This window comes from Streptococcus sp. 151470009-6, from assembly GCF_053628175.1.
The window spans coordinates 26,101-41,480 of the sequence record NZ_JBSEZF010000003.1 but is presented as its reverse complement, the minus strand read 5'-3'; the positions used below and the strand labels follow the sequence as shown (position 1 = coordinate 41,480).

Sequence of the window (15,380 nt, the reverse complement as noted above, 5' to 3'; positions counted from 1 at the left end):
TTATCATGACACATTCCCTATTTCAAGGACGTAGTTTTCTAGCAGAAAAAGATTTTAGCCGAGCAGAGCTCGAATACCTTATCGGTCTTTCAGCTCACTTGAAAGACCTCAAAAAACGTAATATCGAACACCGCTATCTAGCAGGCAAAAACATTGCTCTCTTGTTTGAAAAGACTTCTACTAGAACCCGGGCTGCTTTTACAACAGCAGCCATTGACCTAGGTGCACATCCTGAATACCTAGGTGCCAACGATATCCAACTTGGCAAGAAAGAATCAACTGAAGATACCGCTAAAGTTCTCGGCCGCATGTTCGACGGAATTGAATTTCGTGGTTTTAGCCAGGATATGGTAGAAGAATTGGCTCAGTATTCTGGCGTTCCTGTTTGGAACGGCTTGACTGACAAATGGCACCCAACTCAAATGTTGGCCGACTACCTCACAGTACAAGAAAACTTTGGTCATCTAGAAGGATTGACCTTGGTCTACTGTGGAGATGGTCGTAACAACGTTGCCAATAGTCTCCTTGTGACGGGAGCGATTCTCGGAGTCAACGTACATGTCTTTTCTCCAAAAGAACTCTTCCCTGACCAATCTGTCGTAGAATTGGCAAAAGGATATGCAAAAGAAAGCGGCGCCCACATCCTGATTACAGAAGATGCTGATGAGGCTGTCAAAGGAGCTGACGTCCTCTACACTGACGTTTGGGTATCTATGGGTGAAGAAGACAAATTTGCTGAGCGGGTTGCCCTACTCAAACCTTACCAAGTCAACATGGAGTTGGTGAAGAAAGCTGGAAACGACAAGTTGATTTTCCTTCACTGCTTGCCAGCCTTCCACGACACCAATACCATTTACGGTAAACAAGTAGCTGAAAAATTTGGCGTAGAAGAAATGGAAGTAACGGACGAAGTCTTCCGCAGTCAATACGCACGACACTTTGATCAAGCAGAAAATCGGATGCATACCATCAAAGCTGTCATGGCAGCGACTCTTGGAAATCTCTATATTCCCAAAGTCTAACATTTAGTAACCAAGCACCTTAGGGACTCCGGCTAGTAAGCATTACAATCCATATTTCTAGAAATAAGAAGTTCGTTTAATCAATTGCCACCTCTAAACAAACCTTCCTATCATCCTTTTATCACTAGTCTAGTCCCTTTGGTGGTTTAACCCACTCTTATCCATTTTTGAACTCCCTTCGTCCAGATTACCTCAATGCATCTACCTCTCACCTCATCAGAATAGTGCTTGCTCCAAGCATCCAACCTTGGTCTTGCTTTCAATCTTTTCTTTGAGGTCTGATAGGTTTGTATCTTAGTGAAAGGAGAGATCATGTCTCATCGGAAAATCGTCGTCGCCTTAGGCGGAAATGCCATCCTCTCCACAGATCCCTCTGCCCAGGCTCAGGAAGCTGCTCTGGTAGAAACAGCTCGTTATCTGGTCAAACTGATTCAAAACGGGGATGAACTCATCATCACCCATGGCAACGGCCCTCAGGTTGGAAATCTCCTGCTCCAACACTTGAAGGCTAATTCTGAAAAAAATCCTGCCTTTCCACTGGATTCTCTAGTCGCTATGACCGAGGGCAGTATCGGTTTTTGGCTCCAAAACGCCTTGGAAAATGCCCTAGTAGACGCTAACATCGAAAAGAACGTCGCCTCTGTAGTCACTCAAGTCATCGTCGACAAGGACGACCCAGCATTCGCTGATCCAAGCAAACCAATCGGTCCTTTCTATAGCGAAGAAGAAGCAAAAGCAGAAAGTGAAAAGACAGGTGCTACCTTTAAGGAAGATGCTGGTCGGGGATGGCGTAAGGTAGTCGCTTCACCTAAACCAATTGGCATCAAAGAAATCAATAGCATCCGTACTTTACTCAATGACGGACAAATCGTCATCGCTGCTGGCGGTGGAGGCATTCCTGTCATTGAAAATGAAAACGGTTACTTGGACGGTGTTGAAGCCGTTATAGACAAAGACTTTGCTTCTCAACTGCTGGCAGAATTGGTTGAGGCAGATGTTTTTATCGTGCTCACTGGCGTAGACTACGTCTACATCAACTACAATAAACCAAATCAAGAAAGGCTGGAACGCGTTACCGTTAGTCAACTTCAAGAATACATCAAACAAGGACAATTTGCTCCAGGTAGCATGCTACCCAAGGTCGAAGCTGCCATTGACTTTGTCACCCACCACCCTGCTGGTAAGGCTGTTATCACCTCACTCAGCAATCTCGGTGCCCTGATTGAATCCGAAAGTGGAACAATTATTGTGAAAGACTAGTCGATTTTTAAACAAGCTTGATTAGGAGTACACAGGCAGACCAACATCATTCGTTTTATACTTTGTGACATAGTTTAGGAGGAAAAACAAATGAGTGAAAATACAAAAAAAAGGTTCCAAATGCCGTCATCTTACACTGTTTTGATCATTATCATTGCTATTATGGCAATCTTGACTTGGATCATCCCGGCAGGTAAGTATGATACAGACGAAGCAGGTAACCTCATTGCAGGTACCTATCAAACCGTTACCTCTAATCCCCAAGGGATTTACGATGTTTTAATGGCTCCGATTCGGGCTATGCTCGGTCACGAACCTACAAAAGCCGCTATTGACGTTGCCTTCTTTATCCTCATGGTTGGGGGATTCCTTGGCGTTGTCAATGCAACTGGCACACTAGATGTTGGTATTGCCTCTATTGTTAAGAAATACAAGGGACGCGAAAAAATGCTGATCCTCATCCTCATGCCCCTCTTTGCACTAGGAGGAACAACTTATGGTATGGGTGAAGAAACCATGGCATTTTACCCACTCCTCGTCCCTGTGATGATGGCTGTTGGTTTCGATAGCATTACTGCTGTTGCCATTATCCTACTCGGTTCTCAAGTTGGCTGTCTCGCCTCTACACTCAATCCATTCGCAACTGTTATCGCTTCTGATACGGCAGGCGTATCTTCTATGGACGGTGTCATTCTCCGGATTATTTTCTGGATTGTGATGACGGGTATGAGTACCTACTTCGTTTACCGCTATGCAGAAAAAATTCAAAAAGATCCTACAAAATCACTCGTTTATTCTCAAAGAGAAGAAGACCTCAAACATTTCAAAGTCACTGACAATGATGATGCTCCATCTGTCTTGAGCAAGAAACAAAAACATGTACTTGCCTTGTTCATCTTGACCTTTATCATCATGATCGCCAGCTTTATCCCTTGGGTAGACTTGCATATCACCTTGTTTGAAGATATGAAGAACTGGTTGATCGGTCTTCCTGTTGTCGGTGGAGTGATCGGCTCATCTGCTCAACCTTTTGGTAGTTGGTACTTCCCTGAAGGGGCTATGCTCTTTGCCGTCATGGGGATCCTCATCGGTATCGTATACGGCCTCAAGGAAAGTAAAATCATCTCTACCTTTATGAATGGTGCAGCAGATCTTCTCACAGTAGCCTTGATTTGTGCGGTAGCCCGTGGTATCCAAGTTATCATGAATGACGGTATGATCACTGCGACAATCCTTCACTGGGGCGAAGTCGGCCTTCAAGGTCTCTCACCTCAAGTCTTTATCGTCTTGACCTACCTCTTCTACCTCCCTATGTCCTTCCTTATCCCATCTTCATCAGGTTTAGCTAGTGCTACAATGGGTATCATGGCACCACTCGGTGAGTTTGTCAATGTCAAGGCAAGCCTCATCATCACTGCCTACCAATCTGCATCTGGTGTACTTAACCTCATCACTCCTACTTCTGGTATTGTGATGGGAGCTCTCGCACTCGGTCGTATCAGCTTAGGAACTTGGTGGAAATTTGTTGCGAAACTCATTATCACTATCGTGATTGTGAGCATGCTTCTGCTTATCCTAGGCACCTTCCTGCCATTCCTATAAAATAGTGCGAGGTAAAACGAATGACCGTCTACATCACTGATTCTATTAAACAAAGCTTTGTAAAGAGCCTACAAATCTTGATTTCTTATCCATCTGTTCTTCACGAAGGGGAGCAGGGGACACCTTTTGGACAAGCTATTCAAGACGTCCTAGAAAAGACGCTGGAAATCTGCCATGAACTTGGCTTTCGAACCTATATTGATCCCAAGGGCTATTATGGCTATGCCGAGGTTGGCGAGGGAGAGCTCCTTGCCATCCTCTGTCACTTGGATGTTGTACCTGCAGGAGATCTATCAGATTGGCAGACGCCACCATTTGAAGCAAGCATTAAAGAAGGAATCCTCTACGGAAGAGGGGCACAGGACGATAAAGGTCCTTCACTGGCAGCTCTCTACGCAGTGAAAAGCTTGCTTGACCAAGGCATCCAATTTAAGAAGCGCGTGCGTTTTATCTTTGGTACGGATGAAGAAACCCTTTGGAGATGTATGGCACGCTACAATGCCCTCGAAGAAACAGCCAGTATGGGATTCGCCCCTGATTCGTCATTTCCTTTGACATACGCTGAAAAGGGGCTCCTTCAAGTCAAGCTTCATGGCCCCGGCTCTGATCAACTCAAGCTCGATATCGGAGGTGCCTTTAATGTCGTACCAGACAAGGCAAGTTACCAAGGTCCTCTTTATGAAGCGGTTTGTAGAGGTTTAACAGAAGCTGGTTATGATTACCAAACTGCAGACCAAACAGTGACTGTTATCGGTTTGCCCAAACATGCCAAAGACGCTAGTCAGGGTATAAATGCCGTCATTCGACTAGCCAGTGTACTCGCAAACCTTCACTCACATCCTACTCTCCATTTTCTAAGCGACAAAGCCGGGCAGGACGGCAAAGGGCTGAAAATATTTGGGGAGGTCGCTGATGAACCGTCCGGTTCCCTTTCCTTTAATGTTGCGGGCTTGACTATCAATCCCGATAGCTCCGAGATTCGGATCGATATACGCATACCTGTGCTAGCAGATAAGGAGAAACTGGTGGCACAGCTCACTCAGTGCGCCAAAGACTACCAACTTGACTACCAAGAATTTGACTATCTAGCACCCCTCTATGTCGCAAGAGATAGCCAACTTGTTACTACCCTTATGCAAGTCTACCAAGAAAAAACCGGAGATAAAACTCCTCCTCTCTCATCAGGTGGTGCTACCTTTGCCCGCACTATGCCAAACTGTGTAGCCTTTGGCGCTCTTTTTCCAGGAGCACAACAAACTGAACATCAAGCAAATGAAGCAGCTGTCCTAGACGATCTTTATCGCGCTATGGACATCTACGCAGAGGCGGTTTACCGTCTCGCAACCTAACCAGATAAAGTTTCTACCAAAAAAATCCCGCAGATTTGCGGGATTTTTTCTTACATCAATGCGCCAACATTTCTTGGGCGATTTCTTGACCAGATAGCTTATCTGGATAGTAGGTTGGCCAATTATCCATCTCCTCAAAGAGAGCTTCTTGACTGGTGCCCCCAAAGAAGATATGGAAATGTTCTGCCTTGACTGGGGCGATATTGTGGTCGCTAAACTGAACATACTTGAATTGTCCAGCATCTGCATCGGTCGCTTCAAAGAGGAAGCGCACCCCACGATTGCCTTTCTTATAAGTCAAGATTTTCTTGCCGACATACTTGTAAGTGAATTTCTTACTTTGTCCACCTTGAACAAACTCCATGGTATTGTCCGTGATGTTGATCTTAGTCACATCTGTCTGATAGCCTTTTCTATAGTAGGCCTTGTACTCATCCTTTGTCATCTTGCCAGTCAATTTAGCCTTGTAATCAAAAACTTGATCGAAGGTCCCATCCTCAAGGAAAGGATAAACTGATTGCCAGTTACCTGCATAGTCACTCAAGGTGCGGTCTTTGACATCTGCGTCCTCAAAGTAACCATTGTGAACTGTCTTGGTGTTTTCTTCCTTCTCTGGCTCGATTTCTGGCCCTTCTTGGTCCGTTGTTTGTTTCAAAGCCTTTAGGTTTTTCTCCATCACGGAGATATAGTTCTCACCGGCCTTGGTTGCTTCTTCTGTCAGACTTTCTAGCGGATTGAGCACATCTAGTTTGACACCCGTTTCTTTGGAAAGGGTATTGGCAAGGGCTTGAGAGGCATTCTCTTCAAAGTAGATATAAGAAATCTTGTTTTTCTTGATATACTCTGTCAACTCTGCTAAACGAGCTGCTGATGGTTCTGCGTCTGGTGAAAGACCTGAGATTGATACTTGCTTGAGACCGTAGTCCAAAGCCAAGTATCGGAAGGCTGCGTGCTGGGTCACGAAACTTTTTTGTTTAGCTTGAGACAAGCCATCTGTATAGGACTTGTCCAAGGCTTGTAACTTTTCAATATAGGCAGCGGCATTCTTTTCAAAAGCCTCTTTTTTATCAGGATAATCTGCTGACAAGCTATCACGGATATGCTCTACCAGTTTGATAGCACGTGCTGGTGAGAGCCATACATGGGGATCGTAGTCATGATGGTGACCTTCACCCCCGTGATCATGACCTTCCTCTTCTTCCTCAGCTCCTGGTAAGAGCAGCATATTGCCTGTCGCCTTGATAGTCTTGACTTTTTTCTTATCCAAGGATTCTAGCAATTTGGGAACCCAGGTCTCCATGTTTTCATTTTCATAGACAAAGGCATCTGCGTCTTGGATTTTGGCAACTGCCTTGGCGGAAGGTTCGTAGTCGTGGGGTTCTGTCCCAGCACCGATTAGAAGTTCTACATTTGCGGTATCTCCCGCGACTTGCTTGGTAAATTCGTAGACAGGGTAAAAGGTTGTCACGATATTTAATTTCCCATCTGCCTGTTTTTGATTGGAACAAGCTACTAAGAATACTGTCACAAGACTTGCCAAAAGGAAGCTAAGTTTTTTCATTTTCGTCTCCTATTTGATATAACGCTTGAGTAGACTGACTAATAAAAAGACAACTACAAAGATAATGGTGATACTTGCACTAGCAGGAGTCTCCGCATAATAGGAGATGTAAAGCCCCGCTACCATTCCCAAAAAGCCAATCGCACTAGCCAGTAACATAACAGATTTAAAGTTTTTCCCCAGACGAAGGGCAATACTAGCTGGCAAGACCATAATGGTTGACACCAACAAAGCTCCTGCAGCTGGAATCATGAGGGCAATGGCCACCCCTGTCACCATGTTAAAGAGGATAGACATAGTGCGGACAGGTAGCCCATCTACAAAAGCCGTGTCCTCATCAAAGGTCAGGATGTACATAGGACGTAAGAACAAGAAAGTCAAGAGCAAAACGACTGCAGCAATGACAAAGAGGGCAAGGACCTGCTCCTCACTGATAGTCACAATCGAACCAAAGAGGTATTGATCCAGACTCATGGAACTCGAACTTTTCCCCTTACTCATCACGATAAGGGAGACTGCAAGCCCTGTCGACATGAGGATGGCAGTCCCGATTTCCATAAAGTTCTTGTAAACCGTACGGAGATACTCTAGAAAGACCGCAGCTATCAAGACAATGACAATGGTCGAAATAGTTGGAGAAATCCCCAAAACCAGACCAAAGGCAACCCCTGACAAGGAAACGTGACTAAGAGTATCACTCATGAGACTCTGACGACGTAAGATAAGGAAGGTCCCAAGAACTGGTGAAAAGAGGCTCATGGCAATGACAGCCAAGAAGGCTCGCTGCATAAAGTCATATGATAACAAACTAAGCATGGTCCACCTCCTGGTCACTCTCGTGAACGTTAAAACAACGCCACGGCGAGTCTTGATTACGGACTAGATGAATATTGCGGTCTGCGTAGGCCTTGACCTCCTCAGGGTCATGCGTAATCATCAAAACGGCCTTACCATGATGGTGAGCACTGTGGTGCATGAGTTCGTAAAATTCATTTTTGCTCCCTGCATCCATCCCTGTCGTCGGCTCATCCAAGACAAAGATATCTGGGTCAGAAGCAAACATCCGTGCAATAACCGCCCGTTGCTTTTGCCCACCAGAGAGGGAACCAATCCGTTTATCACGGTGTTCCCACATACCAACTGAGTCTAGACTAGCCTTGATATGCTCCTCATCGTGGGCGTTCAAACGACGGAACCAGCCCTTTCGCGGATAGCGACCCGACTTGACAAATTCATAAACTGTACTTGGAAAACCAGCATTAAAACTGGCAATCTGCTGGGGAAGATAAGCTATCCTAAGCTTTTTCCCATGAGTGTTTGTCTTTGAGATGGTTACCTTGCCAAATCTCGGTTGCAAGATGCCTAGACTAGCCTTGATCAGCGTCGTCTTGGCAGCCCCATTTTCACCAGTCAGGGTGACAAACTCCCCACTATCAACACTGTAGTTGATGTGCTCGAGGACAGGTTCTTTGTCATAATAGAAAGACAAGTCCTCTACTGTAATATACCGCATTATTTGATTTCTCCTACTAAAGCAGTTAAAAACCGCTGGATGACTTCTTGTTCATTTGGAGTAAACTGATTTGCTACTTGCTCATAGGCTGAGAGCGTGTGCTCATGATGATGGTGGTGTTCTGCCGCTACTGGTCGAGCTAGCTCGGTCAGTTGATAAAAAATCACACGCGCATCCTTGGGATCTCTGGATGTCTCTAACATGCCCTCTTTGACCAAAGACTTGATAGCCTTGGTCACTGCCGCCTGACTGACGTTAAGACGACGGGCCAACTCCGAGTTGGTTAGGGATTCTTCCGACAAGAGCATGAGGATGTGTTCCTGAGTATTGGTCAAGGCTACGTCACTTGTGCAATGCCCGATCAGAATTTCATGCTGGTTCTCAGATCTCAAGATCACCTCGTTTAAAAAGTTATCGATTTCCTGTGCAAGCTGTCTCATGTGTTACTCCTTCCCTAGCTATCTTTTTCATAAAAAAACTTAGATAGCCACCGATTCTTTACTGGTTAATTATATCATAAACCAAAAAAGAGTCAAGGGAAAAAGGCGTAAAAACGTTTCCCTAAACTCTTCTAGATGTGAAATTTAACCTATTTTAGCTTTGGTTTTCTGCTCGATAAGATACCTGCCAGACCAGCTACCATTCCCATCAAGAGCAAGAAGATGGATTGTTCACTTCCTGTATTTGGGAGAGCTTTTTCTGAGACAACTGCCTTCTTGCTAAATTGACCTGCCACCTCATAAGTAAGTGGCACATTCGTAGTCGCATTGCTTGCAGCTGCATTCGTTTGAGGCGTTTCTGCTGGTAGACTAAAGTTTTTAGAATCCACAGAAATCGTCCGTGAGTTCGGATTGATCTTTTCATACTGGGTCAAATCAGCTGTTTTCAGATACTCTTCAAAGGCTGCATCCATAGAAGGACCTTCTTCTCGCGTACCACCTAACATCGTGTAGCCATCGCCACCTGCAGCTAAGAAATCATTAGTTGCAAGATAGTAGGTTTTTGCGAGGTCTAGGAGATCATAACGACCAGTTGTGCGGTTTTTGACCTGGATGGCCAAGACACGTTTACCTGATGGTAGATTGGTATCATAGTAGACCTTCACACCTGAAACTTGCAAGAAGCCACCACTTGGTTCTAGCAATGGTTGTCCGTTCTCATCCAAGACCTTCTTGCCATCCTTATCGACCTGCAAGATAGATCCGAGTGATTTTTCAAACATATCCAATACTTGTTGCCCAGTCACTTGGATTTGTGAGATGGTATTTCCAAATGGAAGAACAGCAATGACATTTCCTTTAGTGATCGGTTTGCCTTTTGCAATAGTTTCACGCAAGCCACCACCATTTGTCACAGCGATGTCAGTAGGATGGCTAAATCCTGTTTGACCATACTGATAGAGGGAGTCCGCTACGACGTTTCCGAGGTTGGTTTCACGAACCCGAACATTTTCACGATCTCCGTTGAGTTCTACAGGGCTGTTTGAAACGACTTCAACAGCATTTTCAGCATCGTATTTTTGTTTAATGTCTTTGACTAGTTTTTCAACTGTTGGATTGGCTGGTAATTTTTTAGCATCAGCAGCCGGAATCTGAGTTGGATTGCCCAAAAGCTGACGTGATTTGTAGGTGATTTTTCCTACATTATGAAGGTAGCTTCCTGTCTGGTTATAGGTAACATTGTCTCCATAGGTCGTTGATTCTACTGTATGAGAGTGACCATCGATTATTGTTACGCGTTTCCCTTTCAAACGAGGATTTTTAGACAAGGCTTCTGCTAAAGTTGAACCACGCCATTCGACTGGGGTTGTGGTATCCACACCCAAGTGAGCCAGCACAACATAGTGTTTGTAGTCCTTGCCTTCTGCACGAGCCTTGGCTTGGACTTCTTCGATAACCTTATTCACCTCGGAGATTGGATCTGTAAAGGTTACCCCTTTGACATTTTTAGGGTGAGTTTTGGTAGCTGTTTCAGGTGTTGTCACGCCGATTACAACAAACTCATCACCATCCACAGTCTTATCTTTATCAACGATTGTAGAAGCTTCAAAGAGACGAGCACCATTGACATAGGTATTTGAACTAAGTAATGGGAATTTCAAGATTTCCTTGTATTTCTTAGCTTCGTCCAAACCAAAGTCAAACTCATGGTTTCCTACTGCCATGGCATCATACTGCATCTTATTGAGAATTTCGGCGCGTGCTTCACCCTTTGTAGAGTTGGAAATCGGTAAACCTTGGAAGGCGTCTCCAGCATCTACGACGAGAGTCGTTTGATTTGATTTCGCGCGTTCCTGCTCGATGACAGTCGCTAACTTAGCATCTCCAATAACTCCCTTTTCCTCTACGATACGACCATGGACATCATTGGTGTGTAAGATAACGGTGTCCTTTTCTTCGCCTTTAGTAGATTCAGCAGGAGCTTCCTTTGCTTCCGCCGATTCAGCACTTGTGGGACTTGCCGCCTCAGTTGTTGGAGCTGCAGGAGTTTCTGAAGTTACTGGATTTGCTACAACTGCAGGGCTTTCTGCAGGGGCAGTTGCTTCTTCAGCATAGACTTGTCCAGCTAAGAAGGCTGGAGCTAACAGGGCTGTCGACAAGACAGGTAACAAAGAACGTTTGTTCATTTTAAAATCCCTTTCTTTTCTTCTTTTCTATTACATTATACGCTATTTCTGAAAAAATTTAAACTTTTGACCTATTTCTCTCTCAAATATTCGCTATTTAACAAAAAAACCTGAACCAAAAAGTTCAAGTTTTTTCTTGATCTATTGAAAATCTTTGATCTTTCCATCATAGGTCGCCCAGTCCTTGCTGAAGAAGCGGTCATTCATTTTATAGTCTGGAGCTGGGGTCGGATCCGTTAAGAAGGGATTGACAACCTTATCAAAAGCTAGCCAACCCAACCAACCAATGTGAATCGTATCCTTGACAAAGTAGGGATCTCCGCCTTTTTTAGAAAAGTCAGCAATGTTGGTGAAACCTTGACTTTCTAACTGGTAACGAATTTTTTCAACAGCATGTTGGTACATTTCCTCGCTGAGCCCTGTATGGGTCATCCATTTTTTATTGACAGGCTGGATCACAAAAAGGACATTGACCTTTGATTTGGCAAATTGATTGAGAACCAACTGCAAATCATTGTATTCAGACGATTTGAGGAAATTGTAATTTTTTTGATAGCCCTTATACTTCTCGAGGTAGTCTTTCACCTGAGTCTTATAAAATTGATTTTCAATTCCCATATCGTTATTATTGGTATTGGCTTCTGCATCCTTTCGAGCAATTTTTTCTAACTCTTCATAAGAAAATTGATCCGGAAGATCTTTTAAATAGTTCTCCACGTGTTCCTTGTACTTGAGTTTTCCTCGAATGGAAAATTGTCCAAATAGAGAGGCCTGACGCTCATTAAAACGCGCAAAAGCCTTGATAATAGCATGGTCGATCTCTGATAATTCCTCACCCTTTGACAGCTTCTCAACGATCCCCTTCATAGAGACTCCAGGATTTTGCTTTAAGAGACGTTTAGCTGCATGTTTGGCTGCTATATCTCCCGATTGATTTTCTAGAAAGGCTGTCAACTGATCGTTGTTAAAGTAGTTTTGGAAGAATGCTGGTTCATAGTCCTCCTCTGTAAACCACTGAGGCGAAATGACAAATACTGCCTGCTTTTCCTCGATTTCTGGCAAGATTTGCTGCATACCGAAATACTGATTGAGAGAAGCTGCTCCTGCTTGCCCCAAAAAGTAAGGACGATAGGGACGGCTATACTTCTCCGCCAAGACCGCTGGGTGCATGCTATCAAAACGAATCCACTCACTTGAGCCAAAAAAGGGAATAAAGCGCATATTTGGTTCCGTAAAGGCTCTCACTTTTTGACTTCTCTCTTTAAAGCTCTCCGAACTAATCGCTGCTGCAGAATATTTTTCTTCAGTCAAATTATGACTCGGATTGTTTGGATAGAAAAAGATTAGTAAGAAAACAAGAAAACTAGCAAGAAGCAGAGGGCCAAAGATTAGCCACAAACGCTTAAGCATTCTGCAACTCCCTAATGCCTGCTACGATTTTATTGGCTGTATTCCAGTCGTCGCGACCGAACTCCGTCACTGGGACACGAATGTCAAAACGATTTTCAATCTCAACAATCAATTCAACCGTTCCCATGCTATCCAAGACACCTGCATCAAAGAGGTCCTCATCCATCATGTCAGAAACATCTTCCATAAACAACTCATCAATAATTTCGATAACTTCTGATTTGATATCCATATTTTATTTCCTTTTATTTTTTAAACCACAAATCATTCAAGAATCCAGAAAAGATCAAGAATGAAAACATGACGACATGGAAGGTAACAACCATGCCAAGCAACTGAATCCAGCGATTGTCAGGTAAGGCAGCCTTCCCAGCTTTTTTGCGTTCTTTATTGAGTGCTTTTTTCTTGCGAACCCAAGCGTCATTGATGACCAGTCCAATCCCATGAAAGAGTCCGTAGGCGATGTAGTACCAGGTCACTCCGTGCCAAAATCCCATAATCAGCATATTTACAATATAGGCGACACTTGAAGTCACATTGCGATTCTTAAAGACCTTCTTTCTGGTCAACACCATCACCATCCGCATAAAGACAAAGTCACGGAACCAAAAAGACAGGCTCATGTGCCAACGATTCCAAAACTCCTTTAAATCCCTTGACAAAAAGGGCTTGTTAAAGTTGATAGGGCTACGAATCCCCATTAAGTTTGAAATGGCTAAGGCAAACATAGAATAGCCTGCAAAATCAAAGAACAATTCCAAACCAAAGGTGTACATGACCGCTAGGGCATAATGGTTAAAGAAGCCACCAGTCTGCAGGGCCAAGTTCTTTAAAGGAGGTAGCAAAATCTCTCCTAGAATATGGGCCAAGATAAACTTGTAGAGAAAGCCTAGCATGATATACTTGACAGCCTCTTCTAGCATATCCATCAACTCTTCTCGCTCAGGAATGGTCTCGTAATTTTCATTGAAACGTTTAAAGCGATCGATAGGACCACTCGAGAAAGTCGGCATGAAGAGGAGAAGTCGGAGAAATTCCCACAAGGTGAAATCCCTAATCACCCCATCTCTCAGCTCGATGATCATCCCAACCGAACGAAAGGTCAGGTAAGAGATTCCCAAAAAGCCAAGCAAGGACTGGGGAGCATGAATAGCAGGAGCTACTTTCACAAAGATAATCGGCAATAGAGATAAAAAGCTAACTAGATAAAACACCCACTGACTATCCCGCTTTTTTCTGTATCTTTTGTAGGAAAAAATAAGTAGCAATTGCCAAACGACATAAAGAAGGAGAGCACTGATTTGATCCGTCTTCCCACCTGTCAACATGGCTAGGATAAAGAAGAGACTAACGAGCACCTCATACAAGGCAAAACGTTTCTTGAAAAAGAGGCCGATAAAGATGGGCAAGGTCGCACCGATGATATATAGAAAATACTGTGGATTCCCATAAGGTTCCAAATGAGGAAATTGTTTGAAAAATTCCATCATCGGCTGTTTACCTCGTTAATCAAGCCCTTGATGTCAATCTTACCATTAGGAGTCAGTGGGAGGCTGTCCCGATAAAGGAATTTAGACGGCATCATATAGGACATCATGATATCTGCCAAGTCTCCCTTGATAGCCTTGGTAATATCGATATCACGTTCAAACTGCTGACGGACACCGTCCTTTAGGATCACATAGGCCAGTAGATTCTGTACCTTGTGGTCCTTGTTATAACGTGGGACAGCAACAGCCGACTCGATATAGCGAGACTTGTTGAGGTTTTGAGAGACATCTTCAAGCTCAATACGATAACCATTAAACTTAATCTGGAAGTCCATCCGTCCACCGTAGAGAAGCAAGCCCTCATCTGTCATAGTTCCCACATCTCCTGTGTGGTAAGCTGGAAGACCTTCGAACTCAAAGAAAGCTTCTGCCGTTTTTTCAGGATTATTCATATAGCCTTTTGAAACAGCTGGTCCAGAAACAATGATTTCTCCCTGTTCACCATTAGGAACTTTCTTCCCTTCCTCGTCAATGATAAAGGTTGGAGAATCCGCCTTGGTATAGCCGATTGGCAGGCGTTTGAGAGTCGCCAACATCTCATCTGTCACGGCAACTGCTGATAGGGCTACTGTCGCTTCTGTTGGTCCGTAGGCATTGATGATACGGGCATTTGGGAAACGCTCACGCAGTTTTCGAGCTGTTTTGACCGTCAATTCTTCACCATCAAAGTAGAAATGCGTGATTCCTGGCATTTTCTCACTATTAAAGTCTTCTGACAACATAGCCATATCTGCAAAGGAAGGCGTCGAAGTCCAGATAGCGATGGGCAAGGAAAAGATGGTCGCAAAGAGTTTTTTGAAGTCCTGAGTAATGGCTGAAGGAAGAGCGAAAAGCGTACCACCTAGTGCCAAGGTTGGCGCCCAGTACATAACAGACAGGTCAAAAGAATAAGGTGGCTGGGCCAGCATTTGTGGACGACTTGGCGTCGCAAACTCTTTATCTGTAATCATCCAGTTGGTAAAGCTGAGGAGATTATCATGGGAGATCTGCACTCCCTTAGGCTTACCAGTCGTACCAGAAGTAAAGATGATGTAGTAGTTGTCATCTCCTTTTACTGGATGCGTGATGGTATAGCTGGAACGTCTAGAAAAGGCTTCATGGACTTGCTCTAAATTCAGCATTGGTATACTTGTCTGCTCTAATGGAAAATCTGAAATAGCAATAATCAAGCTCGGTTCTGCTACTTCTACGATAGCAGCTACCCGTTCTAAGGCTGAATGGCTATCGATGGGAATATAGGCATGACCTGACTTGGTCAGGGCCACAAAGGTAGCCAACATCTCATACTCCTGTCCGCCATAGACGACAACAGGAGATTTTTCTGGCAAATTCAACTGATCAATGGCTGCAGCCAAACTATCCGAATCAGCCTTCAGATCACCATAAGTATGCTCTTGCCCCAAAACATTGTAAACAGGATAACTAGCTTGTGTCTGAGCAAAGCGCTCAATCGTTTCAATCATATCAACTATGGGTTTATTTGACAC

At 44.1% G+C, this 15,380-nt stretch carries 13 protein-coding genes; 4 read left to right on the top strand and 9 right to left on the bottom strand.

Annotated features, from left to right (window positions below):
* Window positions 1-5: 5 nt before the first annotated feature.
* The 4 genes from argF to ACUW6H_RS05250 all read left to right on the top strand — a co-directional run bounded on the left by argF (window position 6) and on the right by ACUW6H_RS05250 (window position 5,233).
* Window positions 6-1,022: an ornithine carbamoyltransferase gene (gene argF / locus ACUW6H_RS05265; RefSeq protein WP_049538027.1), complete on the top strand. Its 1,017-nt coding sequence runs from the start codon at window positions 6-8 to the stop codon at window positions 1,020-1,022.
* Window positions 1,023-1,334: 312 nt separating this feature from the next.
* The gene (gene arcC, locus ACUW6H_RS05260) at window positions 1,335-2,282 is read left to right on the top strand and encodes a carbamate kinase (protein ID WP_096408642.1); all 948 of its coding nucleotides are present in this window, start codon (window positions 1,335-1,337) and stop codon (window positions 2,280-2,282) included.
* Between the two features lie 90 nt (window positions 2,283-2,372).
* A complete protein-coding gene (locus ACUW6H_RS05255) occupies window positions 2,373-3,884 on the top strand; it encodes a YfcC family protein (RefSeq protein ID WP_049538025.1) in 1,512 nt (503 codons plus the stop codon).
* Between the two features lie 20 nt (window positions 3,885-3,904).
* The gene (locus tag ACUW6H_RS05250; RefSeq protein ID WP_454362148.1) at window positions 3,905-5,233 is read left to right on the top strand and encodes a dipeptidase; all 1,329 of its coding nucleotides are present in this window, start codon (window positions 3,905-3,907) and stop codon (window positions 5,231-5,233) included.
* Window positions 5,234-5,288: 55 nt separating this feature from the next.
* On the opposite strand, the gene ACUW6H_RS05245 is transcribed toward ACUW6H_RS05250, so the two are convergent.
* From ACUW6H_RS05245 to dltA, 9 genes are all read right to left on the bottom strand, one after another.
* The gene (locus tag ACUW6H_RS05245; RefSeq protein ID WP_454362146.1) at window positions 5,289-6,794 is read right to left on the bottom strand and encodes a zinc ABC transporter substrate-binding protein AdcA; all 1,506 of its coding nucleotides are present in this window, start codon (window positions 6,792-6,794) and stop codon (window positions 5,289-5,291) included.
* A 9-nt stretch (window positions 6,795-6,803) separates the two neighbouring features.
* The gene (locus tag ACUW6H_RS05240; RefSeq protein ID WP_061407629.1) at window positions 6,804-7,610 is read right to left on the bottom strand and encodes a metal ABC transporter permease; all 807 of its coding nucleotides are present in this window, start codon (window positions 7,608-7,610) and stop codon (window positions 6,804-6,806) included.
* Window positions 7,603-8,307, bottom strand: a complete 705-nt coding sequence (locus ACUW6H_RS05235) for a metal ABC transporter ATP-binding protein (protein WP_001269480.1) — start codon at window positions 8,305-8,307, stop codon at window positions 7,603-7,605. The genes ACUW6H_RS05240 and ACUW6H_RS05235 overlap by 8 nt, the downstream gene beginning before the upstream one ends.
* The gene (gene adcR, locus ACUW6H_RS05230) at window positions 8,307-8,747 is read right to left on the bottom strand and encodes a zinc-dependent transcriptional regulator AdcR (RefSeq protein ID WP_001249325.1); all 441 of its coding nucleotides are present in this window, start codon (window positions 8,745-8,747) and stop codon (window positions 8,307-8,309) included. The genes ACUW6H_RS05235 and adcR overlap by 1 nt, the downstream gene beginning before the upstream one ends.
* 149 nt (window positions 8,748-8,896) lie before the next feature.
* A complete protein-coding gene (gene nt5e / locus ACUW6H_RS05225) occupies window positions 8,897-10,933 on the bottom strand; it encodes a cell surface ecto-5'-nucleotidase Nt5e (protein WP_454362142.1) in 2,037 nt (678 codons plus the stop codon).
* 141 nt (window positions 10,934-11,074) lie between these two features.
* Complete coding sequence (gene dltD / locus ACUW6H_RS05220; RefSeq protein ID WP_454362140.1) at window positions 11,075-12,343, bottom strand: D-alanyl-lipoteichoic acid biosynthesis protein DltD; 1,269 nt, start codon at window positions 12,341-12,343, stop codon at window positions 11,075-11,077.
* The gene (gene dltC, locus ACUW6H_RS05215) at window positions 12,336-12,575 is read right to left on the bottom strand and encodes a D-alanine--poly(phosphoribitol) ligase subunit DltC (RefSeq protein ID WP_061853292.1); all 240 of its coding nucleotides are present in this window, start codon (window positions 12,573-12,575) and stop codon (window positions 12,336-12,338) included. Before dltC ends, dltD begins: the two co-directional genes overlap by 8 nt.
* A 13-nt stretch (window positions 12,576-12,588) precedes the next feature.
* Complete coding sequence (gene dltB, locus ACUW6H_RS05210) at window positions 12,589-13,833, bottom strand: D-alanyl-lipoteichoic acid biosynthesis protein DltB (RefSeq protein ID WP_454362137.1); 1,245 nt, start codon at window positions 13,831-13,833, stop codon at window positions 12,589-12,591.
* Window positions 13,830-15,380: a D-alanine--poly(phosphoribitol) ligase subunit DltA gene (gene dltA / locus ACUW6H_RS05205; protein ID WP_454362135.1), complete on the bottom strand. Its 1,551-nt coding sequence runs from the start codon at window positions 15,378-15,380 to the stop codon at window positions 13,830-13,832. The genes dltB and dltA overlap by 4 nt, the downstream gene beginning before the upstream one ends.

Bases quoted from the DNA above. Each gene is read 5' to 3' on its own strand.
- adcR (WP_001249325.1), bottom strand. From the start codon at position 8,747: ATGAGACAGCTTGCACAGGAAATCGATAACTTTTTAAACGAGGTGATC.
- ACUW6H_RS05245 (WP_454362146.1), bottom strand. From the start codon at position 6,794: ATGAAAAAACTTAGCTTCCTTTTGGCAAGTCTTGTGACAGTATTCTTA.
- dltD (WP_454362140.1), bottom strand. From the start codon at position 12,343: ATGCTTAAGCGTTTGTGGCTAATCTTTGGCCCTCTGCTTCTTGCTAGT.
- dltC (WP_061853292.1), bottom strand. From the start codon at position 12,575: ATGGATATCAAATCAGAAGTTATCGAAATTATTGATGAGTTGTTTATG.
- ACUW6H_RS05235 (WP_001269480.1), bottom strand. From the start codon at position 8,307: ATGCGGTATATTACAGTAGAGGACTTGTCTTTCTATTATGACAAAGAA.
- arcC (WP_096408642.1), top strand. From the start codon at position 1,335: ATGTCTCATCGGAAAATCGTCGTCGCCTTAGGCGGAAATGCCATCCTC.
- ACUW6H_RS05250 (WP_454362148.1), top strand. From the start codon at position 3,905: ATGACCGTCTACATCACTGATTCTATTAAACAAAGCTTTGTAAAGAGC.
- dltB (WP_454362137.1), bottom strand. From the start codon at position 13,833: ATGATGGAATTTTTCAAACAATTTCCTCATTTGGAACCTTATGGGAAT.
- ACUW6H_RS05255 (WP_049538025.1), top strand. From the start codon at position 2,373: ATGAGTGAAAATACAAAAAAAAGGTTCCAAATGCCGTCATCTTACACT.
- ACUW6H_RS05240 (WP_061407629.1), bottom strand. From the start codon at position 7,610: ATGCTTAGTTTGTTATCATATGACTTTATGCAGCGAGCCTTCTTGGCT.
- argF (WP_049538027.1), top strand. From the start codon at position 6: ATGACACATTCCCTATTTCAAGGACGTAGTTTTCTAGCAGAAAAAGAT.
- nt5e (WP_454362142.1), bottom strand. From the start codon at position 10,933: ATGAACAAACGTTCTTTGTTACCTGTCTTGTCGACAGCCCTGTTAGCT.